The organism is Belliella filtrata (genome assembly GCF_022549775.1).
Lineage (GTDB): Bacteria > Bacteroidota > Bacteroidia > Cytophagales > Cyclobacteriaceae > Belliella > Belliella filtrata.
Genome location: NZ_JAKZGP010000002.1, coordinates 78,685 through 103,772, shown reverse-complemented (window position 1 = coordinate 103,772; position 25,088 = coordinate 78,685). Strand labels below are relative to the sequence as shown.

The window sequence follows — 25,088 nt, the reverse complement described above, 5'->3', positions numbered from 1 at the left end:
TTGGTATCTAAAATATAAAAAGAAATAAAGTTCTGTGTACTGTACTATCTTGTATTGTATGTTTTATAACATCGACCGTTGTACAATTATTATACTGGTTGAATTTATTTTTCATTTGATTAGCAAAGTAAAAGGTCAAGTTATCCAAATTCTTGAGCCAATTGCTACAATTAACCTAAACAACCCAAAATACCATGAAAACAAGTTTACTTAGTAGCACCCTATTATGGGTGTTGTTACAGATCCCTTTTGTAGGGGAGGCATCGGGCATGCCATACAGTGAGTTGCTGCCATTTCAAGCAGTAGAGAATGAAAAGGTGCTACGAGGAAAAATCCTGGATAAAGCTAGTCAAGAACCGATTCCTGGAGCATCAATTTTAGTAAAAGGTACCTCAATAGGTGTAGTGACAGATGTGATGGGAGTTTTTGAAATGAGCATTCCTCAAGATGCAGAAACATTGATAGTTTCCTTCATAGGGTATTTACAAGTAGAAATTCCCATAGAAAATCAATCAATCTTTACGATTCAACTAGAAGAAGATACCCAAAATTTAGAGGAGTTCGTCGTAGTTGGTTACGGAACAGCTAGGGTCAGAGACCTGACTGGTGCAGTAACCAGAGTTGGAGAGGAGGGTTTCAACAAAGGGGTGAACGTATCCCCAGACCAATTGATTCAAGGGAAAGTTGCTGGAGTGGATATTATCAATAATAGTGGTTCGCCTGGAGGCGAAGTGACATTTAGAATCAGAGGAGCTTCATCGGTTCGTTCTGGCAACCAGCCACTATTTGTTGTCGATGGCGTGCCTCTTGATGGTCGAAACACAAAGCCTGCGGCTTCAGCTGGAGAATTGGGTAGTACAGAGGGATCAAATCCATTAAACTTTATCAATCCAAATGACATTGCAACAATTGACATTCTAAAGGATGCTTCAGCCACGGCTATATATGGTTCAAGAGGGGCGAATGGCGTAGTCTTGATCACCACAAAAAAAGGTCAAAGTGGAGAACCTAGGGTATCTCTTGATTTGCAATCAGGAGTAAGTGTGATTGCAAGAAGACCGAAAATAATGGATGGCAACACTTTCAGAGAGGCCCTTGCCCACCGTGAACTTTCTCAGTATGATGGAGGTGCAAACGTGAATGCTTTTGATGAAATCATGCAGCCTGCTTTGACCAAAATTGTAAATTTCTCTGTAAGTGGAGGAGGGAAAAGTAACGATTATAGGCTTTCACTAGGTTACCATGATCAAGAAGGTATCGTTAGAAACTCTGGGATTAAAAAATACACCGCTAACTATGCGGCTACTTATAAGCTGCTACCTGAGGAGAGGCTTAAATTGGATGTTAATATCATCGCTTCCAATAATACTGAAAGAGGAGCTCCCATTACAGAGAATTCCAATGTAAATGGAAGTCTCATTGGAAATGCAATAGAATGGAATCCAACAACTCCCTTCCGCAATAGCCAAGGAGATTTTGTTCAAAGGCTCTATCAGGAAGGAGGAAGAAATGTGACTGGATTGCCTACAAATCCACTGGCCTTGTTAGAATATTATAATGATCAGAGTAATATTACCAATATCCTTGGCTCATTGGCGGCTTCTTATCGTATCGTTGATGGCTTAGATTATCGGGTGAGCATCGGGGTGAATCATGCTAAAGGTAACCGAACAGTAGACACATCAGGGTTATTATTTCTGAACACCATTACAGACCTAGGGCTAGCCTTGGTCAATACCAGTCAGCTTAATAGCAGTACACTGACGCACACATTGAATTACGAGAAACAATTTTCCAAAGTGAAAGTCAGTGCTTTGGCAGGATATGAATTTCAGGATTACAAGAGCTATGTGAATAACATCACAGCTAGGGGATTCTCTATGTTTGAAATTCAAGGGACTGATATTCTTCAAAACCCGAATAGAGATAATGTACAGGTAAGCTCGTATCGTGACCCTACCAATCAAATTCAATCATTTTTCTCAAGATTAAACTTGAACTTCTCAGATCGTCTCTTGATCACCACGACGATGAGGGCAGATGGTTCTACAAAGTTTGGAGAAAATAATAAGTATGGTTATTTCCCATCATTTGCAGGTGCATGGGTGTTGAGTGAGGAGCAGTTTTTGAGGAACTCCAAAAACATAGGGATGCTAAAACTTCGTGTTGGATGGGGAAGGACCGGAAATCAAGAGTTCCCAGCGGGTGCTTCACAAGATCGATATGCCTTTGGACTTCAGAGTTTAGCTTTAGCAAATGTGGCTAACCCCAACCTGAGATGGGAAACGACTGAAACCTATAATGTTGGTGTGGATTTTACCTTTTTCAATCACAGGCTTGCAGGGTCAATCGAATACTTTGATAAGTCTACCAAAGATTTACTGTTTCAATTGCCAACTATTCAACCTGCACCAGCAGCTACATATTGGACTAACTTACCGGCAACCATTCGAAATAATGGTGTAGAAATCATGCTCAATGCCCTGGTTAAGGAAACCACAGATTTCACATGGGAGATGGGAGCGAATGCAACCTTTCTGCGAAACATATTTGAAAATTATACAGGAGCACCTGTACTGACGGGGCAGATCAATGGCAATGGACTGGGAGGTGGTAGTAATTCCCAGCAATTAATTAATGGTCAGCCATTATTTACCTTCAAAATGCTCGAATTTTTAGGTTTTGATGAATCAGGAGCTGCGCTGTATTCTGATGAGCAGATGATAGTGGGGAACCCAAATCCTAACTTCTTGCTAGGAGTTAACTCAAACTTGGTCTATAAAAAGTTCAGTCTCAACTTTAGCTTGAATGGAGTTTTTGGTCACCAGGTATACAACAATACAGCTAATGCATTGATTACAGCGGCGAATTTTGGCTTGGGAAGAAACACTTCCTCAGAAATTGGTTTAGGTAATGAAAGCCTAAGCAATGCCAATGTCGTTTCCACGAGATTCTTGGAGTCAGCAGACTACCTTAGGCTCCAGAACATGAGCATTGCCTACAATGTGGGAGCAATCAAGAATGCTTTTAACAATGTCAGGGTTTCACTAACAGGACAGAACCTTTTTTTAATAACCAACTACAGTGGCTTTGATCCAGAAGTAAATACTAATAGAGGAGTAGGTGGGGTGCCATCTTTTGGTATCGAGTACATTCCATACCCTGCTGCACGGACATTTCTACTTGGAATCAATGCTTCTTTCTAAAATTTAAACCCAAAATTATCATGAAAAATTATATCCTTCCTATACTTGCCTTTTCCTTGATCACGCTTTCTTGCACAGACTTGGTGGAAGAATTGAAGTCTGATTTACCTGAGGACAAAGCAAGAGCATTTCTTAATGAAAATGTTAATTTCGATGTGCTGCTAGAAACAGTGTACAGAGAGTTTGACAGCAGGTATATCCAGCATGCTGGTAGTGTTTGGTTGCTGCAAGAGGTGAGTGCCGATGCAGCCATAGTACCCTCTAGACCCTCGGGTTGGGATAATGGAGGTGTTTACCGGGAATTACATACCCATTCCTGGACTCCTGAAAATGCTTATATCATAGCTGTTTGGAATGGTCTGAACAGAGGGATTTTCAATGCAACCAACGTGTTGTCTTTCAATCCCTCTGATGCAGTAGCAGCGGAAGCGCGCTTTTTACGTGCTTTTTTTATGTACACTATCTTGGATCTTTTTAATCAAGTGCCTTTTAGAGAGCCTGGTGATGACCTCTTACTTCCATCTACAGTTTTGACGGGTGGTGAGGCTGTGGAATTTATTATAGATGAAGTAAAAGCTGCTTTACCCTTGTTGGCCACCACTGGGCCTGCTTATAGGGCAACACAAAATGCAGCAAGGGCTCTCTTGGCCAAATTGTATTTAAACAAAGCGGTGTATTATCAGCGGTCTAACCCACAGTTTGATGCGCAAGATATGCAACGTGTGATTGCGTATGCTGATGAAATTACCGAGAAATCCCTAGACTTCTATTGGGACAGCTTCGTGCCAGACAATAACCTCAATTCAAATGAGCTGATTTTTACCATTGAAGGAAGAGGAGGAGTACGCTCTCATTCTCTTTGGGTATGGTGGCATGCTATTTTCCCAACAGAAATGATTCTTCCAAATGGAGGTGGATGGAATGGTTTTGCCTCTACGCCCGAGGTGTATGATTTGTTTGAAGCCAATGATGTCAGGCGCTATTATGAGCATCCTATCACTGTAGCACGGGGTTACAATGCTGGATTTCTTACAGGGCAACAGTTTGACCCTAATGGCGATGCCTTACCTGGGGTAGTTTTTACAAAGGAAATACCAACCTTGGTCGGGGCTACTTTATGGAATGGATATCGACCCGTCAAATATATTCCTGATTATGCCAATCCAGGCGCTGCGGACAATGATGTTGTGCTTTTGAGGTATGCCGACGTACTGCTAATGAAAGCAGAAGCGCTCCTCAGGCTAGGAGATACGCAGCAAGCCCTACAAATCGTCAACCTGATCCGAACTGAAAGAAATGCGAGTGAATTCCAAAGCCTAGATTTAGACCTATTGCTTGATGAAAGGGCGCGCGAGCTTTATTGGGAAGGTCACAGAAGGCAAGATATGATAAGATTTGGTAAATTCTTGGGCTCCTGGACGCTCAAAACCTCTTCTTCAGACCAGTACTTACTGTTTACTATTCCGCCAGCTGATGTTTTGGCTAATCCAAATCTTGATCAAACCCCAGGATTTTAAGATAGCCTAAATGGTGAAACTAGGAATTGACCCATCTCAATATTTTATATCGATTTTAAATTCCTTCAAACTGGAAAGTACAGGATGCAGGGAATTTCATATAGTCCTAATATTAACTATTCTGAAGGTCAATTCCATACTCATGTTTGAGACCAAAAACCCGAAATAAACCAAATGCAAAAAATGAATTGCTCCATATTTAAAAAAGGATTGCTTTTATTTCTGACGTCTTTCATATGCCTTTCTAGCCCAGCCGCAGACCTATGGGTAGCACTGGATGGCAATGATCAGCAAGAAGGCACAAAAGATAGTCCTCTTCTTTCTTTACAAATGGCATTGCGGAAGGCACGAGAACTAAGGCGATTGAATGATCCTTCTGTTGAGGGAGGTATATACATTTATGTGAAAGGTGGTACTTACTTTTTGGATGAAACACTTCAAGTCAGACCTGAAGATTCTGGTACTGCCAGTAGTCCAACGATCATCATGGCTGCACCAGGTAGCAAGCCCGTTCTATCAGGAGGAGTTAAAGTTACGGGCTGGAAGAAACACAGTTCAAAAATCTCTGGATTGCCCAAAGCGGCCCAAAATAACCTCTGGGTGGCTCCAATACCTCGCAAATCAGGTAGACAAGTGGAATTCAGGCAACTTTATGTCAATGACAAGAAGGCAAATCGGGCTTCAAACTTGGATGCTCCAGAACTTGAAAGAATCCTAGCGAAAGACAATGAAAAGCAAGAAATGTGGATACCTACTCTAAAAGTAAAATTAGGTAACATTCATGATGCTGAACTTGTAATTCATCAATGGTGGGCTATTGCCAACTTAAGGATAAAATCCATGGAAGCAATTGGGGACAGTACCAAAGTGACTTTTCACCAACCAGAAAGTCTCATAGAGTTTGAACATCCTTGGCCTGCCCCTTTTATAGATGATAAAAAGGAGTATGAGGGGAATTCAGTTTTTTTCATTCAGGGAGCTGTGGAGTTTTTGGATAAGCCTGGGGAATGGTATGTAGATCAAAAGGAGGGGATGCTCTATTATTGGCCACAGGAAGGTGAAGACATGTCCAGTATCAATGCAGTAGTTCCGGTATTAGAGACAATTGTACAGGTTGAGGGGACTTTGGATAGTCCTGTAAGACATGTTGGATTCCAAGGCTTAAGTTTTGAGCATGCGGGGTGGATGCGCCCCTCTAAAGCTGGGCATGTGCCCTTACAGGCAGGTTGGTATATCTTGGAAGCCTATGCTCTCCAAGAGCCAGGTACTCCAGATAAAGCCAAGTTGGAGAATCAGGCATGGATTGGAAGGCAAGCTGCCAGCATTCAGGTGAGCAACGCTATCAACTTCTCTTTCCAAGACTGTAAGGTTTCACATGTAGCAGCAACAGGCATAGACTTGATAACAGGTGTTCAGCACAGTATCATTAAAGGAAATGTATTTAAAGATATCGGGGGAACGGGAATTCAAGCGGGATTTTTTGGAAGTCACGCTTTCGAGGCCCATTTACCCTACAACCCACAGGATGCAAGGGAATTGGTGGGCTTTGCAGAGATTTCAAACAACCTAATCTCTGATGCAACCAATGAAGATTGGGGATGTGTAGGTATCAGCGTTGGCTTTGCCCATGATATCAATATAGAACACAATGAAATAAGGGATGTGAATTACTCTGGAATTTGTGTAGGATGGGGATGGACGAAGACAATTTCAGCTTCTAAAAACAACCGAGTCCATGCAAATAAAATCCATCATTTTGCAAAGCAAATGTATGATGTAGGAGGAATATACACACTTTCTTCTCAGCCCAATATGGAGATTAGTGAGAATTATATTTTTGACCTTGTTGAAGCTCCTTATCCACACATGAGGCATCACCACCAGTACATTTATTTTGATGAAGGATCTTCCTACATCAGGGCGATAAACAATTGGACCGAGCAGGATAAATTCTTCTCAAATACCCCAGGCCCAGGTAATGAATGGGAGAACAATGGACCCCAAGTCTCAGATGAAATCAAGGAAAAGGCAGGAATCCAACCAGCCTATCAAAAGATATTCGATAAGTAAACAATGAATAGGACTAACTACCAACTGTTTGATTTCTTGGATTTCGATCCAAACCTAAAACCTGAAGAGCAGCCTAAAAGACTTTGGAGGGCTGGTAAACCTGTTGACATAGCAACAGTGGATGGTATTGTAGTCGTTACCATTGCATTTCAGTGCCAAGAGGCTACCAAAGAAATCCATGCTGATACAGCTATTCCTCTAGAATTCAAGCGGCTTAGCTTGGAAGCCTTGGGAGATAAAATTTTGAGGGTAGGTATTGGAGAGGGCAAGGATGCATTTCCAGACTCAGACATGCTGGAATTTGCACTTGATTTAGAAAGAAATCCATTGTCTGTTACAAAATCAGACAAGGAATGGAATGTTGTGGATTCAAGAGGGAAATTGAGAGCAAAGTTTAGTTTTGAAGACCATCCGAAAGACCATTGGAGTGAATTGCTTCCAGAGCCTCAAGAAACTTTGGAGATGAGTTTTTATCCAGGTGGAGAAAAAGAAGTGAAAATGCATGGTTTTGATCAATTTTTTCCAGCAAGACAAGATGCTTTTGGATTGGCTTACATCAAAGAGGGAGGATTAACCCAAGCGATGACAATTTCTCTACATGCCAAACCCGATGAGAAGTTTGTAGGCACAGGAGAAAGGTTTGCTAAAATGGATCTTGCTGGAAAAACCTTCCAAATGAAGAATCAAGATGGACAAGGGGTGAACAGTCAGAGAACCTATAAGAATGTGCCTTTTTATCTTTCCAGCGAATTGTATGGGATGTTTTTACACACTTCAGCATATTGTAAGTTCTCCATGGCTGACCATTCTACCAGAAGTGTTCAAGTTCTTAGTGAAGAGCCAAGCTTGGATATTTTCCTGATCGGTGGAGATAAACCAGAAGAAATATTATATCAATATCGAAGAATTACGGGCTTCCCAAGTGTGCCTCCACTGTGGAGTTTTGGAATTTGGATGAGTAAAATGACCTATTTCTCTGCCGAAGAGGTCTATGAGATTTGTGATCGATTGCGTCAGGAAGACTATCCCTGTGATGTGATCCACCTTGACACAGGCTGGTTCAAGACTGATTGGCTTTGTGAATGGGAGTTCAACCCTGAAAGGTTTCCAGACCCTGCTGGGTTTATGCAAAGATTAAGAAAGGATGGATACAAAGTCAGCCTTTGGCAAATGCCCTATATTGCCAAGGAAGCAGCACAGCATGATGAAGCAAAAGAAAACAATTTTTTTGGGGAGTCACTAAAGGTGTCTAAGCAAGAGGGGTCGAATTTTAGTGCTTTGGATTATGCTGGAACCATAGATTTTACTTACCCCAAAGCAGTGGCTTGGTACAAGAATTTGTTGAGAAACTTACTGGAAACTGGTGCTGTATGTATCAAAACAGATTTCGGTGAAGAGATTCATATGGATGCATCATATCATAGAATGAATGCTAAGCAACTCAATAATATCTACGGGTTACTCTACCAGAAAGCGGCATTTGAAGTGACAAAAGAAGTGACAGGAGAAGGAATCGTATGGGCAAGAGCAGGATGGGCTGGTTGTCAAAGATATCCTCTTCATTGGGGTGGGGATGCAGCAGCTACTTGGGACGGCTTGGCAGGCTCACTGAGAGGTGGTTTGCATTTGGGTCTATCAGGATTTGCATTTTGGAGCCATGATGTTCCCGGTTTTCATGCACTTCCAGATTTTATGAATAGCATCATACCTGATGAGTTATATGCCAGGTGGACTCAGTTTGGTGTGTTCTCTTCACATATTAGGTACCATGGGACATCTAAGCGTGAACCATACCATTATCCTAAAATTGCGGATATGGTGCGCAGGTGGTGGAAATTACGATATGCCTTGATTCCTTATATCATGAAAGAGAGTGTACAAAGTACCCTCACAGGATACCCTGTGCTCAGGGCTATGCTATTTCATGACTTTGATGATCCAACGGTTTGGCACCTGGATGATCAATATTACTTCGGAGCGGACTTCTTGGTAGCGCCCATCATGAATGACCTTGGCAATAGAAAAGTCTATCTTCCAAAAGGAGATTGGGTAGATTTTTTCACGGGAGAAAAGCTTCAAGGTAAGCAATGGCTAGATAGGACTTGGCCTTTGGAGGAAATGCCCGTCTGGGTGAAGCTTGGAGCATCACTACCGATATATTCCCAACCTGTTACAAGCACCGATGAAATGAATTTAGAGCAACAGGAAATGCTGTTCATAGATCAGGATTATAAAGGGATTTGGAAGTTTTTGGGAATTTGAAATGACTAATGAAAATGATGGTAAATAAAAAATTAGGTATAGGCATTTTAGGACTTGGAGAAGGCAGAAGTACCATTTCGGCTTCGCTGAATAGTGATAAAATAGCTTTGATTCAAATTTGTGACCTGAACCTTGAATTGTGTAAAAAGCGGGCCAAGGAGTTTGATTTTCATAATTATACCACCAATTACCTAGAAATGCTTCAGAATCCACAGGTTGATGCCATAGGTATCTATACCCCAGACCACCTGCATGCTCAGCATATCAGGCTGGCCATGGAGCATGGCAAGCATGTGGTATGCACCAAGCCGCTTTTAGACGATTTGAGCGAGGCAGTATCCTTGTTGGCACTACAGAAAAAGATGGATGTAAAGCTTTTTGTAGGGCAGAGTAGTAGGTTTTTTGAACCTATGCGAAGGCAGCGTGAGGATTTTCAAAATGGTCTTATTGGAGAACTGATCACTGTTGAAGCTTACTATCATGCTGACCACCGATGGTTTTTGAGCAAACCTTGGGCTTTGAAGCCTTCTTTCAAATGGCTGTTTGGAGGACTAAGCCACCCTGTGGATTTTATTCGCTGGTATTTACCAGACATTGAAGAAGTAATGGGTTATGGTATGCTCTCCTCAAATGGCTATGAGGGAGGATTGAAAAATCATGATACCATGCACTTTATCTTCAAATCCAAAGATGGAAGGATAGCACGGGTCTCAGGGGCTTATACAGGGCCTGTTCAGCCCGCATTGAGAGATAGTGAAATGAGTTGTATACTCAGAGGAACAAAAGGCTGTAGTCAAGGGGACTACATGGAGCTTCGCTACGCAATTACCACAAGTGATGGAGAAGAGCAAGTAATCACTTGGGAGCATAAATCAAAGCATTACTTCAGGTTTGAAGGCAAAAGCCACCATGCAGGAGAGTATAACAACTACTTGGAACATTTCGCAGCCAGTGTACAAGAGAATTTTACAGCTTACCCTGACTTGAAAGAGGGAATAGGTACCATCGTTTTGCTCAAAGCCATGGAGAAATCCCTTCAAAGTGGAAGGCCAGAAAAACTTGAAGAAATCATAAGCGACTATGGATTGAACATTTACTTAAAATAAGAAATAATTAATTAAATCTTTGAAAATGAAGGTGTTTATGAGTGATAAATCATGTTTCAGCTCATTCATTTTCAATACAGGTAAGCTAGAGAATGTGGCCTTAAATTACTTTGGCTATTTAAAATAAAACCGAATACACAAAACCATAAAAACCATAAAACCATGAATTCAGTAATTTCAGAAGCGCAATTGAAACAATTCCAAGAGGAAGGTTTTTGCATCGTAAAGGATGTTATTTCCAAGGAAATGATTGATCGGTTAAGAGAAGCTTGTCAACAGTTCATGCTAGAAAAAGATCAGGAAATGGATCGAAAAGGTGTAGAAGTTGATGAAATCAACCACAAAGGAAAGCGTTATTTTATTGCCTTGCGCTATAAAGATAGCAAAGCCATGCAAGATTTGATCTATGGGCCAGAACTGGAACAGATCACCCGTAAAATATTGGGTGAAAATGTGTATTTGTTTTTGGAACAGTTTGTAGTCAAGGCAGCTGATAAAGGAATGACTTTTTCCTGGCATCAAGATTCAGGCTATTTAGATTTTGAGCATTTGCCTTATTTGTCGATTTGGCTTCCATTGGATGATGTTACAGAAGAGAATGGGACCGTTTATTTGTTGCCGTATAAAGACGCAGGGACAAAGAAAAGGCTTGAGCATGTACTTCAGGAAGGTACCAATGATAAAATCGGCTATTTTGGGGACAACCCGGGTGTTCCAGCAATTTTAGATGCTGGAGATGTAGCTTTATTTTCCAGCACATGCTTTCACAGAAGTGGGTCAAATCAAACCAATAAAGCCAGAAGAGTGCTTTTGATCCAATATTCAGCAGAACCGATCCTGAAGGCTGATGGGACACCACTTTATTGGGCTGATCCCATTGTTGAGCATGGGGAACGATTGAAGCCACTTCCAAGCAAAGGTTTGGCTTAATATTTAATCTCTTCAAGGTTTTGATTCGAGAGGACATTGTGCAGTAATTGATTCCACTACGCTTCCTTTCCTTTGGCCTGTGTTCTTACAGGCCAATCATATTCCATTCATACACCCACAGGTCAACCAAGTCCCCACAAACCAAATTAACCCAAAATAAGCCCAACCATGCAGATTTATGAATTATTGACAACCCTAGACTTTGTGGTAGTGATAGCATACCTGATTGTGCTGATTGCTATAGGGTACTGGGTAAGTTTTAGAAATAGAACTCCTGGTGATGGGAATCTTTTTCTTGCAGGTAATTCTCTTGGATGGCCTAGTATAGGTTTGACCATGTGGGGAACAAATGTAGGGCCTTCTATGCTGATTGCATCAGCAAGTATTGGCTACACCACAGGTATTGTAGCAGGTAATTTTGCTTGGTATGCCTTCATCTTTATTTTTTTACTTACCCTAGTTTTTGCTCCAAGGTATTTGCAAGCAAAGGTTCAAACTTTGCCTGAATACATGGGGAAGCGATTTGGAGATGCTACCCAGAATCTATTAGCATGGTATACAATAGTGACCATCTTGATTTCCTGGCTTTCTTTGACGCTCTTTGCAGGAGGAATATTGATTCAGCAAATATTAAATATCCCCCTTTGGCTTTCTGTTATATTGTTATTGGTTATAGCAGCATTTTTTACCATTGCTGGTGGACTCAAAGCCATTGCATATACCAATGTTTTTCAAATGTTGCTTTTGATTGGGGTTTCTTTGGCATTGGTAATTGTGGGTTGGCAGAAGGTAGGCGGAATAGATACCATTATTAGTCAAACTCCCAGTTCCTATTGGAATTTGTTCTTGCCAAATGATGATCCCAATTATCCTTGGGTGGCAATTTTACTTGGATATCCAGTGATGGGTGTATGGTTTTGGTGTACTGACCAGTCTATGGTGCAGTCTGTTTTGGGAGCGAAAAATCTAAAACACGGACAACTTGGGGCAAACTTTACAGGCTGGCTTAAAATCCTTGATGTTGCTTTGTTTATCATTCCAGGGGTACTGTGCTTTATATTATTTCCAAATTTGGAAAATCCAGATCATGCCTATATGACCATGGTCACCCAGCTCTTTCCTCCGGGTATGACTGGCTTGGTGATGGCGGTGTTGATTGCAGCTTTGGTGAGTACCATTGATTCAGCATTGAATGCCCTCAGTACGGTGTTCACCATGGATGTATTTGTGAAAAAGTATGCGCCAGAAGCTTCTCAAAAGCAAGTAATTAAGGTAGGAAGACTCGTGACAGTTGTCGGCGCACTGTTGGCGATTCTCTTGACATTGGCAATTGACAGTATCAAAGGGTTGAATCTGTTTGATGTATTTCAGTCGGTTCTTGGTTTTATTGCCCCACCCATGTCTGTGGTATTCTTGTTTGGGGTATTATGGAAAAAAACTACTGCAAAGGCAGCCAATTTCACCCTCACTTTTGGTACAATCCTAAGTATTGGTGTGGGGGTGCTATACCTGTGGGTTTTTCCCAAAGCGGATTATCCATTTTGGCCACATTTCCTAATGCTATCCTTCTACATTTTTGTTTTCCTCTCATTTCTAGTTGTGCTGATCAGCCTTTTTGATACCCATGATGCCATGCCTTCAAGCTTGGTTTATCAAAAGGTTAACAAAACGTCCTCAGTGGTGAAATGGCTTTGGACAGCACTTATTGTAGTGATGGTAGCATTGTATTTCGTGTTCAATGGGCATTGATGAACATACAGGAATGTACAGGATGAGAAGAGATACCCATTTGATGAGTTTTAATAAATTGAAAAGATGATGATGATTGTACGTAACATACCAATTTTTGCCATTATAATGATTGGCGCCATTATGTTCTCTCCCTATAAATCCATCGCTCAAGAACAAAAAGCAGAGGCGACCTGGATATGGTATCCTGGAGATTATGAGATTTGGCTCAGTAACAAAATGCAAGCGAGAAGAACTGAAAGAGGGGCATTTCTACCTCCTTTATGGCGATACTATAGCCCCTATGCACTGGTGACATTCAAGAAAGATTTTGAACTGGATGAGCCTGATGAAATTACCATTGCTACCGAAGGAGATTTCAAATTACAGCTTGATGGTAAGTTGATTCATGGCCGATCCAAAACCCTGCAAGTACCTTCTGGTAAGCACAGCATAGTGATCAAGGTTTACAATCAGGAAGCAGTACCTGCCTTATATATTCAGGGAAATCGTTTGGTGACGGATCATACTTGGGAGGTGACTTTTGAAGATAAAGAATGGATTGATGAAACTGGCAAAGCATCAGATCAATCAGGTACCAATTGGGAAACTGTTGGGAGCTGGAACTTTGATAATGCAGAAGAAAAGCCATCTCTTTTTAAGCTCGAAACAACACCTCAGTATGCTACTTCGGTCAAAGACGCTGGAAAGGGACAATTGATTGACTTTGGAAAAGAAACCTTTGGATACATTCGGTTCCATGGACTTAAAGGAACTGGAAACATTTCACTATACTATGGAGAATCTGAGCAGGAAGCATTAGATGCTGAGTTCTGTGAGACCTTGGATGAGTTGACTTTTGATGGAAGTCAAGCATCAGAAGTTACACTGGAGAATTCCATGGCTTTCAGGTATGTTCAGATTCAGGCAGATCAAAGTATCGAGTACGATTCAGTTTCCATGCTGTATGAATACCTGCCAGTAACCTACCATGGGAAATTCAAGAGTTCGGATGAGTTGCTGAATGAAATCTGGGATGTTTCGGCTTACACCATGCATTTGAATACCAGAGAATTTTTCTTGGATGGAATCAAAAGGGATCGCTGGATATGGTCTGGTGACGCCTACCAGAGTTACTTGATGAACTATTACCTCTTTTTTGATAATGAGTCTGTAAAAAGAACCTTGCTAGCACTTAGGGGTAAAGAACCAGTAGCTTCTCACCTCAATACCATTATGGATTATTCCCTGTATTGGTTCATAGGGATTTATGATTATTACCTGTTTTCTGGAGATGAAGACTTTATCAAAAACTTCTACCCAAGAATGGTAAGTCTGATGGACTTTTGCCTTGATAGGAGAAATGAAAGTGGCATGATGGAGGGACTACCTGGGGACTGGATCTTTATAGACTGGGCAGATGGACTAAGCAAGGAGGGTGAAGTTAGTTTTGAGCAATTGTTATTGGCAAGAAGCTTGGAAGCCATGGCTCTCAGTGCCGAAATCGCAGGAGATCAGGAGGGTAAAGAGAAATATCAAATTTTAGCTGATGCGTTAAGAGATAAATTGTTTGAAGTTTTTTGGTCTGAGGAAAAGAAAGCTTTAATGCATCAGCGGGTAGATGGTGAAGTATTGGATACCATCACCAGGTATGCCAATATGTTTGCGATTTTCTTTGATTATTTCTCAGATGAGCAGAAAAATGCAGTAAAAGAGCATGTCTTACTCAATGAAGAAATTCAAAAGATCACCACCCCCTATATGAGGTTCTATGAGCTTGAAGCCCTTTGTGCTATGGGGGAGCAAGCGTTTGTATTGGAAGAAATCAGGGATTATTGGGGTGGAATGCTGGACTTGGGGGCTACTTCATTCTGGGAAAAATATGATCCTCAAGAGTCAGGAGAGGAGCATTTGGAAATGTATGGAAGACCTTATGGTAAGAGTCTGTGCCATGCTTGGGGAGCAAGCCCCATTTACCTTTTTGGTAAGTATTACTTGGGAGTCAAGCCTACTAGTCCGGGTTATGAGAATTATGTGATTGAACCACATTTGGCAGGCTTGGAATGGATGGAGGGAGAAGTTCCCACTCCCTTTGGAAATATAAGTTTATCCATTTCTATGGCTGAAATCAAGGTGCACTCAGCTGGAGGGCAAGGTACATTGACAATCAAGAGCAAAACCAAACCAATCAGCAATACTGCAGAGGTTGTGGCCATGGGTGAGGATGTCTATGAATTGAAAATAACTCCTGAAACCAAACATCAAATTACTTATACTTCTTTTCAATGATGAGGAATAGAATCAAAGATTTTAAAATTTTCAAGGCATATGCAAACCTACCTCGTTCGCTTTCAGATGCCACGCATACCTTGGATGAGCTATCATTTATCATTCTTCGCATATACCTAGAAAATGGGATTGTGGGAGAATCTTACATGTTGAGCTTTCAGTATAGCCCCAAGGCCATTTTAGGTGCTATTCAGGATATGGGGGAGCTATTGCTTGGAGTACCTGTAGATAAGACGGTTGCTGCATTTCAACGCTGTGATCAAGCCAATGAGTACTTTGGCCATGAAGGTGTAAACAGGTGGTCACAAGCAGCCTTCAATATAGCCATGTATGATGCTTGGGCAAAATGTCAAGGTATACCCGTATGGAAGCTTTTAGGTGGAACCAACCGCAAGGTTAAGCTTTATGGAAGTGGGGGTTGGATTTCTTATTCTATAGAAGAGTTATTGGAGGAGGTGAATGGTTATAAAAGTAGGGGGTTTCAAGCTGTGAAAATCAAAGTAGGTAAGCCTGACTGGAAAGAGGATTTGGAAAGGTTGCGGCTTGTGCGTGAGGCTGTGGGCAATGATATAGACATCATGATAGATGCCAATCAAGGGATGGATCTACCTGATGCCTTGCTTCTAGCAAAAAAAGCCAAAGAATTGAATGTGTATTGGTTTGAAGAACCCATTAATCATCAACACTATGATGGGTTCAAATTGCTCAAAGAGGAGGTGGGAATGTCTTTGGCAATGGGAGAGAGAGAATACACTTCCATAGCCTTGCGTGAGCTAGCAAGAAGAGAAGCGCTTGATATTTGGCAGCCTGATTTGTTGAGAATTGGTGGTGTAGATCAGTGGATAAGTAGTGCCATGCTAGCCAAAACATATCAGATTCCAGTGTTACCACATTTCTATAAGGATTATGATGTGGCCTTGCTGTGCTGTATTTCCAATGGAGCTGGAGCGGAATCATTTGACTGGATAGATCCCTTGATTGACAATCCGATCAAGATAGAGCAGGGATATGCTTCACCCCATCAAGGGGAGGGCTGGGGATTTTCTTTCAAAGATTCCTGTCTTGTTGAGGTTTAAGTTAGAAAATGAATAAATGTAGACTGTAAATGATAAAAATTATGCTGGGCAAAAATAAAAATTGGTTACGCAATACCTTGATCTTACTTTTTATGTGTCTTTATGATTTTGGCTTTGCCCAAGAAAAACAGCACGAGACCATCATTGAATACCTATCTGGAACAGGGTATAAAGATACCAAAGTCTGGGAATTCAAAGTCTCTGGCGGGCGCAAAGCGGGAGAGTGGAGTACGATCAATGTTCCCTCGGTATGGGAGCAAGAAGGATATGGTAAATACCAATATGGCATAAAATTTTATGGCAAAGACTTTCCTGATGGAATAGCCGATGAGGTAGGAGAATATAAGTATGAATTTGAGATTCCTAAGGATTGGGAAAATAGAAGAATCAGAATTGTTTTTGATGGCTCGATGACTGATACGGAAGTCCGAATCAATGGTAGATCTGCAGGGGATAAGCATCAGGGAGCTTTCTACAGGTTCAAGTATGATATCACTGAAATATTGAAGTATGGCGCAAAGAACCTGTTAGAAGTTACTGTCTCCAAAGAATCAAGCAATGCAGGGGTTAATCTAGCAGAAAGAAGGGCTGATTATTGGAATTTTGGAGGGATCTTTAGGCCTGTTTTTTTAGAGGTTTTACCGAGCACTTTTATAGATAGAACAGCCATTGATGCCAAGGCAAATGGAGATTTTTTGGCAGAAGTCTATTTGGGAGATGGTAGCTCCAAAGCGCTAAAGGTTCAGGCGAAGATTCAGGATGAATCAGGCAAAATTGTCGGTGAAATGATAGAAAAAACAATACCGGTTGGAAGTGATAAGGTAGTATTGGAAGGGAGGTTTGATGAAAAGGATTTAGCCTTATGGACAGCTGAAACCCCCAATCTCTATGCTATTACTTACTCACTTTTTGACCAAGATCAATTATTGCATACCATCAATGATCGCTTTGGCTTTAGGACTATTGAAGTTAGGGAATCAGATGGAATCTATATCAATGGGCAGCGGATTTTGATGAAAGGGGTCAACAAACACAGTTTTTGGCCCGAGTCAGGACGTACACTCAACAGGGAGTTGAACTATGAAGCAGCCAAATTGATCAAAGAAATGAATATGAATGCGGTGAGGTTAGCTCACTATCCTTCCGATCCTGAGTTTTTGGAAGCTTGCGATGAGTTGGGTTTGTACGTACTGCATGAGCTAGGAGGATGGCATGGACATTATGATGAGGAAGTTGGAATTGGTTTGGTTGAATCCTTAGTGACCAGAGATGTCAATCACCCAAGTGTGATCTTTTGGGACAATGGTAACGAGGGTGGTTGGAATACCGAGCTTGATGATGAGTTTGCAAAATGGGATCCTCAGAATAGACCCGTTTTACATCCTCAGCAATTACTTAGCGGGATTGAGACCATGCACTACAGGTCTTATGGAGAGATGCAAGAGTACTTCAGAGGGGATTACATTTTTATGCCAACTGAATTTTTACATGGATTGTATGATGGTGGACATGGAGCAGGCTTGTATGATTATTGGGAAATGATGCGCAAACATCCAAGAAGCGGAGGTGGTTTCTTATGGGTTTTTGCTGATGAGGGAATTGCACGTACTGATCAAGATGGGAGGATAGATAACCAAGGAAACTATGCGGCAGATGGAATCTTGGGCCCACACATGGAAAAAGAGGGTAGTTTTTATACCATCAAGGAGGTATGGTCTCCTGTAATGCTAATGCAGGATGCTGTATTGCCGCCTGATTTTGATGGGGATTTTTTGGTAGAGAACAGGTATGACTTTACGAACCTGAAGGATTGTACTTTCGAATGGAGTTTTGGTAAATTCCATACACCTGAGTCTGGAAAGGCTGGACATACCGTTTTGATGAAAGCAAGTATCCCAGGGCCAAGTGTAGCGCCACAAAGTTCAGGGACACTTTCCATAAAGTGGCCAAGTAACTGGAAAGAACTAGATGTCTTATACATCAAAGCATTGGATCCTAATGGAGATGAATTATGGACATGGTCTTACACATGGGAAAAAGAAAAGACATACCTGACAGCAGCAAGTGGAAAGGTGGATTTTTCAGAAGACGAAGCAACTATCACAGTGAAATCAGGACAATTGGAAGTGGCTTTTGACAAAAAAACAGGTGAACTAAACTCCTTAAAGGAGTCGGGTAAACCATTTGCATTCAAAGGCCCAAACTTTATTGCTGCAAGAAGGGGAGATAGAACATTGGATGGAAATATAGATCGAGATGCTGACAAGGGGTTGGATAGGATATATAAGGAAATAGCCTATGAACAATCTTTAACTCAACTTCAAGTGTCCAAAGAGGGTGATCAAGTAATCGTACATACAGCATTCAAAGGCCCTATAGCAAGTCTGACATGGTATATCAAGCCAGGAGGATTGATTCAATTGGATTATGCTTACCAATATGATGGTGTAGTTGAATTGCTTGGTTTGAACTTTGACTACCCAGAGCATATGGTCAAAGCCAAAAGGTGGTTGGGTAAAGGCCCTTATAGGGTATGGCAGAACAGACTCCACGGAACCACATTTGATACTTGGGAAAATGAATACAATGATCCTATTCCTGGAGAGACATTCGGTTATCCTGAATTCAAAGGCTATTTCCATGATTGGAGATGGGTTGTTTTTGAGACCTCGGAAGGTGAGATCCACCTGTCAACTGATCAGACAGAAAATTACCTTGGCGTATACACCCCAAGAGATGGAAGAGATAAGTTGCTTTACACTTTACCACAGACGGGCTTAGCTGTATTGGATGTGATACCTGCCGTGAGGAATAAAGTGAATGCGACAGATTTGATAGGTCCATCTTCACAAGCTCAATGGGTTGAGGGAGTGAAAAAGGGAAGTGTATTTTTAAAATTCAAAGCAAAGTAGCATGAGTAAGAACTGTAATGATGGTAGCGACAAAAGGCCATACTTAAGATTAGATATCAATTATGGAAATTGTAATGAGCTACCTGAGTTTTCCAAAGGGCCCAAGGGTAATGATGAAGAGAAGCACAGCTTGATCAAGTCAGCTGGATTTGAAGGTATTCAAGATGGGATTCCTAGACTTTGTGAGGAATATGGTTTGGGTTTGACAGCCCATGCACGTATCAATCAAGTTGGAGAATTGTCTCAATTGGCTCCTGTCTGGAAAAGTCAAGGTTTTGATTGTGCTACGATTCACTTGGGCTGGGGCATAGAAACAGATCGAGAAGTAGACCTGCTGGTAGAAGATGTTTTAAACACCTCCATGAAGTTGGACTTTCCGATTTATCTTGAGACTCACCGTGCCACGGTTACACAAGATATGCAAAGGACTGTGGCTTTGACAGAAAGGTTTCCAGAAATCAGGTTCAACGGAGACTTTTCTCACTGGTATACAGGTCAAGAGATGGTCTATGGAGGAATCGAAATGAAATGGGACTTTATCCAACCAATTTTCGAAAGGGTCAGGTTCTTACATGGTAGAATCGGAAATCCTGGTAGCATTCAAGTAGATATTGGAGATGGCCTTGGCTTAACATATGTAGAACACTTCAAGGAGATGTGGACACGGTCTTTTGTGGGGTTTCTCCAGTCGGCTCAAAAGGGAGATTTCATCTGCTTTACAGCCGAATTGTTACCTGCATCGATTTATTATGCAAGGAATATTATCCTGCCAAATGGTGAAGTTCAAGAGGAAGGAGACAGGTGGAGACAAGCGATACTTCTCAATGAAATTGCCAAATCCTGTTGGCAGGAAGCAGAATCTAGGCTATCATTAAGCTAGTTCCATAAGGTCAATAGATGAGAGGGGTGTACTGAAAGCGTGTTTATTAAAATTGATTGTGTTTTCAAATCCTAAAAATAATTGAACTTTAAAGTTTCTTTTTCCTGAAGCGTGATTTATGTAAATCTTGACTACATCATTCAACGATATTCAAAGCTCTGTTATCTTTTTCAAATATTTTTTCAGAAGCAGGTAGGTTCAGGATTCTTTTGGGTAGCTAAAAATTGAAATTTGAATAATTAGGGTTTATTATTTGGAAAAGGGTAGGATGGCATTCGTGCATATCTTGCCTTTTTTTCTATTAATAACATAAAAATTATGGATAGAATAACAGCACATTATTTTATAGAAACACCTTATCAGGTGGCTAAAGCTGCAATGATTTTGGCTGGTGAGCAATCCTCTGGGACTTTTGTAGAAACTCCAGGCGAAACCCCTGCATTGAAGCAGCGGTTTGGGGCTAGAATAGAAAATATTGAACTTCTTGAGTCGGTCAATCAACCCGCTATTCCAGGGCCAAAATTGTCTTTTGATAAGTACCATAGGGCCTTGGTTTCTATCTCATGGTCGGTAGAGAATTTTGGATATAACTTACCTGTGTTGATCTCTACCCTTCAAGGCAACCTTTATGAGATCACGCAATTTACAGGACTCAAGCTTATGGATATTGATTTTCCAGCTTCATACGTTTCCAACTTCCAAGGGCCGAGATTTGGCATCAAAGGTACAAGAAATTTGATGGGAGTAGCCTCAGTCAGTCCTATGATAGGAACTATCATAAAGCCAAGTATAGGAATGGATGTAGCTACTACAGCATCTATAGTCAAGACATTGTTGGAGGCAGGGATTGATTTTATCAAGGACGATGAATTGATGGGTTCAGCTGCCAATTCTCCTTTTGACCAGAGGGTGGATGCAATCATGAAGGTTATCCGTACACATGCTGACCGCACGGGCAAAAAAGTAATGTATGCTTTTAATATCAGTGCTGAAGTGGATGCCATGCAACGCAACTACGATAAAATTGTGGAGCAAGGCGGAACATGTGCCATGGTTAGCATCAACAGTGTAGGGCTTGCTGCCGTCAAAAAAATCTGTGATCGGGGAGAATTGGCTATCCATGGACATAGAAATGGCTGGGGGATGCTCAACAGGCACCCTTTGTTGGGAATTGAGTTCAAAGCATATCAGAAGATCTGGAGACTTGCAGGTGTTGATCAAATCCATGTCAATGGCATAAAGAATAAATTTTGGGAAGCTGATGAATCAGTAGTGCGATCCATAGCTTCTTGTTTAGACCCTTTGGGCAAGGGGATGGATGTGTTACCTGTGGTATCCTCTGGACAGTGGGGAGGACAGGCATTTGAAACTTATCAAAAAACAAAAACAACTGACTTGCTATACATGGCTGGCGGAGGGATTATGGCACATCCAGCAGGGCCAACAGGGGGAGTTAGGGCTATAAAGCAGGCCTGGCAAGCAGCTATTGATGGATGGGACATTCAAAGGACAGCTGAAAAATATACTGAGTTTGCACAGTCAGTTGAGAAATTTGGAAAAGGCTAAGGAATGAGGGAACAAGAGAACAAATTGAAAATTGCTTTTTATGGGGATGATTTCACTGGATCCACCGATGCATTGGAGTTTTTGGCCAAAGCAGGAATTCGTACAGTCTTGTTCATCAGTCCGCCAAGTCAGGAAGTGTTAAATCAATATCCTGATATTCAAGCATTCGGTGTTGCTGGTTTGAGCAGGTCTTTGAGTCCGGAAGAGATGGTAAATGAGCTTGGAGATGCCTTTTTTGCACTAAGGGACTCAAATGCCTCTCATGTTCACTACAAAGTTTGCTCTACTTTCGATTCTTCACCGACGATTGGCAGCATTGGAAAAGCCATAGAAATTGGCTTTGATATTTTTGACATTGACTTTGTATCTCTTTTAGTGGCTGCACCCCTATTGGGAAGGTATTGTGCTTTTGGAAATTTGTTTGCCAAAATGGGAATAGGAAGTGAGGGCTTGATCTACAGGTTGGATAGGCACCCTTCTATGTCTAAGCATCCGACTACTCCGGCAGATGAATCTGATTTGAAAAGGCATTTATCCAAACAGACAAATATCAAAATTGGCTTGGTTGACTTGTTGGATATTGATCAGGATAGGATAGAGGATCAGTTGCTTCTGGAGCTAAATGCAGGTTGTGAAATAGTTCTTTTTGACGCTGTTTATCAAGAACATATCAAGAAAATTGGAGAGTTTTTAGTGAAGAGGGGAAGTGATAAGCAACATTTCTCAGTCGGCTCATCAGGAATAGAGATGGCTTTAGGCGAAGCTTATGGGTTGAAAAAGCAGTTGTGGGAAAATCCAGGTCAATCAAAAAACTTATTGGTTTTATCGGGGAGTTGCTCCCCCATTACAGCTGGACAGATTAAGATGGGCTTAGAAAATGATTTTGAAGAAATTGCAATTGATACAGTTGAGATAGCAAATCAAAGCGAATCCGTTTCTTTAGATGCTTACCTTAAAAAGGCTATCAAGGTATTTGAATCTGGAAAAAACTTGATCATACATACAGCTATCGGCTATGATGATCCAAGAGTTGCTGATACCAAAGAAGCATTGAAAAAGCAAGGGTATAGTGAGGTGGAAATTTCCAGGTTCACGGCCAAGCGCTATGGAAGCGTGATGGGCTTGCTTGCAAAGGCCATATTGGCTAGAACTCAAATTCAGCGAATGGTAATTGCAGGTGGTGATACATCAAGTTGGATTGCCAGGGCCTTGGGGATTGAGTCAGTGGAGATGATAGCTCCACTCGCTCCTGGAGCACCACTTTGTAAAGCTAGTGCTCCAAATTCACCAGCAGATGGATTAGAGATCAATTTCAAAGGTGGGCAAGTAGGTAAGGAGGATTATTTTGTCAAAGTACAGTTGGGAAAAATGGATGCAACATGACAGTCTGATATAATGAATTCAAAGCTGCCTATAAGTATAGCCTATCATACAAGTTCGCAGGTAATTGGATAGTTAAAGAAAAATAATGTCAAAATAAACAATAGAAAACATGACCTTTAAAAAATTAGGATTGGTACATACATCAGCTACATTAGTTCCTGTTTTTCAAAAATTATGTGCTGAAAATCTTCAAGGAATTGAAGTTTTCAATATCGTGGATGACAGCTTGATCAAGGATGTAATTGCACAAGGCGAACTTACTCCACAAATAGCAAAAAGAGTAGTGGGGATTGTTTTTTTGGCCGCGCAAGCTGGAGCAGATTATATCTTGGTGACATGCAGCTCCATAGGTGTAGCGGTAGAGACAGCAGCTACTTTAATAGGAGTCCCTGTTCTTCGGGTTGATCAACCGATGGCTGACCTGGGCATACAGACTGGAAAGAAAATTGGGGTAGTGGCTACCTTATCTACTACCTTAGAACCGACTTCTGATCTGGTAAAAAGAAGGGCCATAGCATTGGGAAAGGAAGTTGAAATTACCTCCAAACTTTGTTATGGAGCTTTTGAAGCTTTGATGAGTGGAGATTCAGCATCGCATGATACCATTGTTTCCAAAGCGATCAAATCCTTGGCATTGGAAGTGGATGTGATCCTATTGGCACAAGCATCTATGGCTAGGGTAGTAGATAACTTGGCTGAAGAGGATAAAGTTGTACCCATCATTTCAAGTCCACCAGAAGCAATAAAATATTTAGCCAATCAGGTGAATGGGTGATTCAAAATCAAATTTTTTCCTAAAACTTGGTTTTGGCTTAGCTGCATTTGCCATGCTTGCCTGCATGGTAGCTTGGTATTTGGATGGTGTAGTATTTTCAAAGTTGGCTGCCTTTATGGGATTCTTCGTTCTAACTTTGACCATTCGCCAAATCCCCACCCTCAAAGGCTACCAATATACAGCTTGGATTCTTTTGGCTGTATTATCAGGTATGCTATTTCCCGAACAGATTTTGAATTTGGGACCAATTGATCTACGCAATAAATGGCTGATTTTGGGGGTAGTTCAAATCGTGATGTTTGGAATGGGCGTACAGATGAGCCTCAAAGATTTTTCTGGTTTGGCATCTACAGGAAGAGGAGTCTTAGTAGGTATCATCAGTCAATTTTCGATCATGCCCATTTTGGGATATTTATTGACACAGATTTTTGCTTTCGAACCAGAGATTGCAGCAGGGATTATACTTATGGGCGCTTGTTCTAGTGGTTTGGCTTCCAATGTGATGGTCTATTTGGCAAAAGCTAACTTAGTACTTTCTGTCACAGTCACAGCAATAGCAACATTATTAGCACCGATTTTAACTCCCTTTTGGATGAAAACCTTGGCGGGTACATTGATAGATATCAGGTTCATGGACATGATGATAGAGATTGTCAAAATTGTCTTGGTACCGATAGGAGCAGCATTGCTGCACGATTACCTAAAGCACGCAAATAAGCGTAACCGCCAAATGATATTTCTTTTAGCCCTTTTATCAGGTCTAGTTTTGATTGTGTTTGTAACAGGGCTTTGGTATTACCTTTCTCAAATATTCACCCTAGCTCAAATGCAATCCTTAGAAATCTTGTCTTTCTTTTTAGGAGCCATATGCTTTGGGGTGGTTTATCACTTGGTTGCCAAAAAGGTTGTCAGATTAGATAAACTTATGCCTGTTTTATCGATGGCTGGAATTGTATTCTTCACCACTGTTACCACAGCGGCAGGAAGGGATAACTTGCTTCAGGTTGGCTTGATGCTGTTTTTGGCATCAGTAATTCACAATTCACTGGGCTATCTGTTCGGGTATTGGTTTAGCAGGTTTTTGGGATTGGATATTGCATCCTCAAGGGCAATGGCTTTGGAGGTGGGATTGCAAAATGGAGGCATGGCATCTGGATTGGCAGGATCAATGGGGAAGCTTGGTACAGTTGGCTTGGCACCAGCTGTATTTAGTCCTTGGATGAATGTGTCAGGCTCTATTTTAGCGAACTATTGGAGAAGAAAGAGAGAACAAATGGATGAATGAAGCCTTTTTTAGGAAATGAAGCGTGTTAGAAAATATGTAAATAAATAGATACTAAGGGTAATGAATTACTATAGATTTCAAGCTTTAGGGCGAAGAAATAAGG

General features: G+C 41.3%; 15 protein-coding genes. All 15 read left to right on the top strand.

The window, feature by feature from the left end; genetic code table 11:
* The first annotated feature begins 194 nt into the window (after window positions 1–194).
* The 15 genes from MM239_RS01820 (at window position 195) to MM239_RS01750 (ending at window position 24,985) form a co-directional block, all read left to right on the top strand.
* Complete coding sequence (locus MM239_RS01820; protein WP_241346104.1) at window positions 195–3,206, top strand: SusC/RagA family TonB-linked outer membrane protein; 3,012 nt, start codon at window positions 195–197, stop codon at window positions 3,204–3,206.
* 20 nt (window positions 3,207–3,226) lie between these two features.
* The gene (locus MM239_RS01815; RefSeq protein ID WP_241346102.1) at window positions 3,227–4,723 is read left to right on the top strand and encodes a RagB/SusD family nutrient uptake outer membrane protein; all 1,497 of its coding nucleotides are present in this window, start codon (window positions 3,227–3,229) and stop codon (window positions 4,721–4,723) included.
* A gap of 183 nt (window positions 4,724–4,906) precedes the next feature.
* Window positions 4,907–6,793 (top strand): right-handed parallel beta-helix repeat-containing protein, encoded by a 1,887-nt coding sequence (locus tag MM239_RS01810; protein ID WP_241346100.1) that lies wholly within the window; start codon window positions 4,907–4,909, stop codon window positions 6,791–6,793.
* 3 nt (window positions 6,794–6,796) lie between these two features.
* Complete coding sequence (locus tag MM239_RS01805; RefSeq protein WP_241346097.1) at window positions 6,797–9,055, top strand: glycoside hydrolase family 31 protein; 2,259 nt, start codon at window positions 6,797–6,799, stop codon at window positions 9,053–9,055.
* A gap of 14 nt (window positions 9,056–9,069) precedes the next feature.
* The gene (locus MM239_RS01800; RefSeq protein ID WP_241346095.1) at window positions 9,070–10,161 is read left to right on the top strand and encodes a Gfo/Idh/MocA family protein; all 1,092 of its coding nucleotides are present in this window, start codon (window positions 9,070–9,072) and stop codon (window positions 10,159–10,161) included.
* 162 nt (window positions 10,162–10,323) lie between these two features.
* Window positions 10,324–11,091 (top strand): phytanoyl-CoA dioxygenase family protein, encoded by a 768-nt coding sequence (locus MM239_RS01795; RefSeq protein WP_241346094.1) that lies wholly within the window; start codon window positions 10,324–10,326, stop codon window positions 11,089–11,091.
* A 168-nt stretch (window positions 11,092–11,259) separates the two neighbouring features.
* Window positions 11,260–12,840 (top strand): sodium:solute symporter, encoded by a 1,581-nt coding sequence (locus MM239_RS01790; protein ID WP_241346092.1) that lies wholly within the window; start codon window positions 11,260–11,262, stop codon window positions 12,838–12,840.
* Window positions 12,841–12,906: 66 nt separating this feature from the next.
* On the top strand, window positions 12,907–15,108 hold the full coding sequence (locus MM239_RS01785) for an alpha-L-rhamnosidase-related protein (RefSeq protein ID WP_241346090.1): 2,202 nt from the start codon (window positions 12,907–12,909) through the stop codon (window positions 15,106–15,108).
* Window positions 15,105–16,184: a mandelate racemase/muconate lactonizing enzyme family protein gene (locus MM239_RS01780; RefSeq protein ID WP_241346088.1), complete on the top strand. Its 1,080-nt coding sequence runs from the start codon at window positions 15,105–15,107 to the stop codon at window positions 16,182–16,184. The genes MM239_RS01785 and MM239_RS01780 overlap by 4 nt, the downstream gene beginning before the upstream one ends.
* 29 nt (window positions 16,185–16,213) lie before the next feature.
* Entirely contained in the window at window positions 16,214–19,096 is a 2,883-nt protein-coding gene (locus MM239_RS01775) for a glycoside hydrolase family 2 TIM barrel-domain containing protein (protein ID WP_241346086.1), read from the top strand.
* Between the two features lies 1 nt (window position 19,097).
* Window positions 19,098–19,976 carry a hypothetical protein gene (locus tag MM239_RS01770; protein WP_241346084.1) on the top strand — a complete coding sequence of 293 codons (879 nt, stop codon included), beginning with the start codon at window positions 19,098–19,100 and terminating at the stop codon, window positions 19,974–19,976.
* Window positions 19,977–20,294: 318 nt separating this feature from the next.
* Window positions 20,295–21,542 (top strand): ribulose-bisphosphate carboxylase large subunit family protein, encoded by a 1,248-nt coding sequence (locus tag MM239_RS01765; protein WP_241346083.1) that lies wholly within the window; start codon window positions 20,295–20,297, stop codon window positions 21,540–21,542.
* Window positions 21,543–21,545: 3 nt separating this feature from the next.
* Window positions 21,546–22,925, top strand: a complete 1,380-nt coding sequence (locus tag MM239_RS01760) for a four-carbon acid sugar kinase family protein (protein WP_241346082.1) — start codon at window positions 21,546–21,548, stop codon at window positions 22,923–22,925.
* Between the two features lie 109 nt (window positions 22,926–23,034).
* Complete coding sequence (locus tag MM239_RS01755; protein ID WP_241346081.1) at window positions 23,035–23,700, top strand: aspartate/glutamate racemase family protein; 666 nt, start codon at window positions 23,035–23,037, stop codon at window positions 23,698–23,700.
* Window positions 23,693–24,985, top strand: coding sequence for a bile acid:sodium symporter family protein (locus tag MM239_RS01750; protein ID WP_241346080.1), 1,293 nt, complete (start codon window positions 23,693–23,695; stop codon window positions 24,983–24,985). Before MM239_RS01755 ends, MM239_RS01750 begins: the two co-directional genes overlap by 8 nt.
* Window positions 24,986–25,088: the final 103 nt, after the last annotated feature.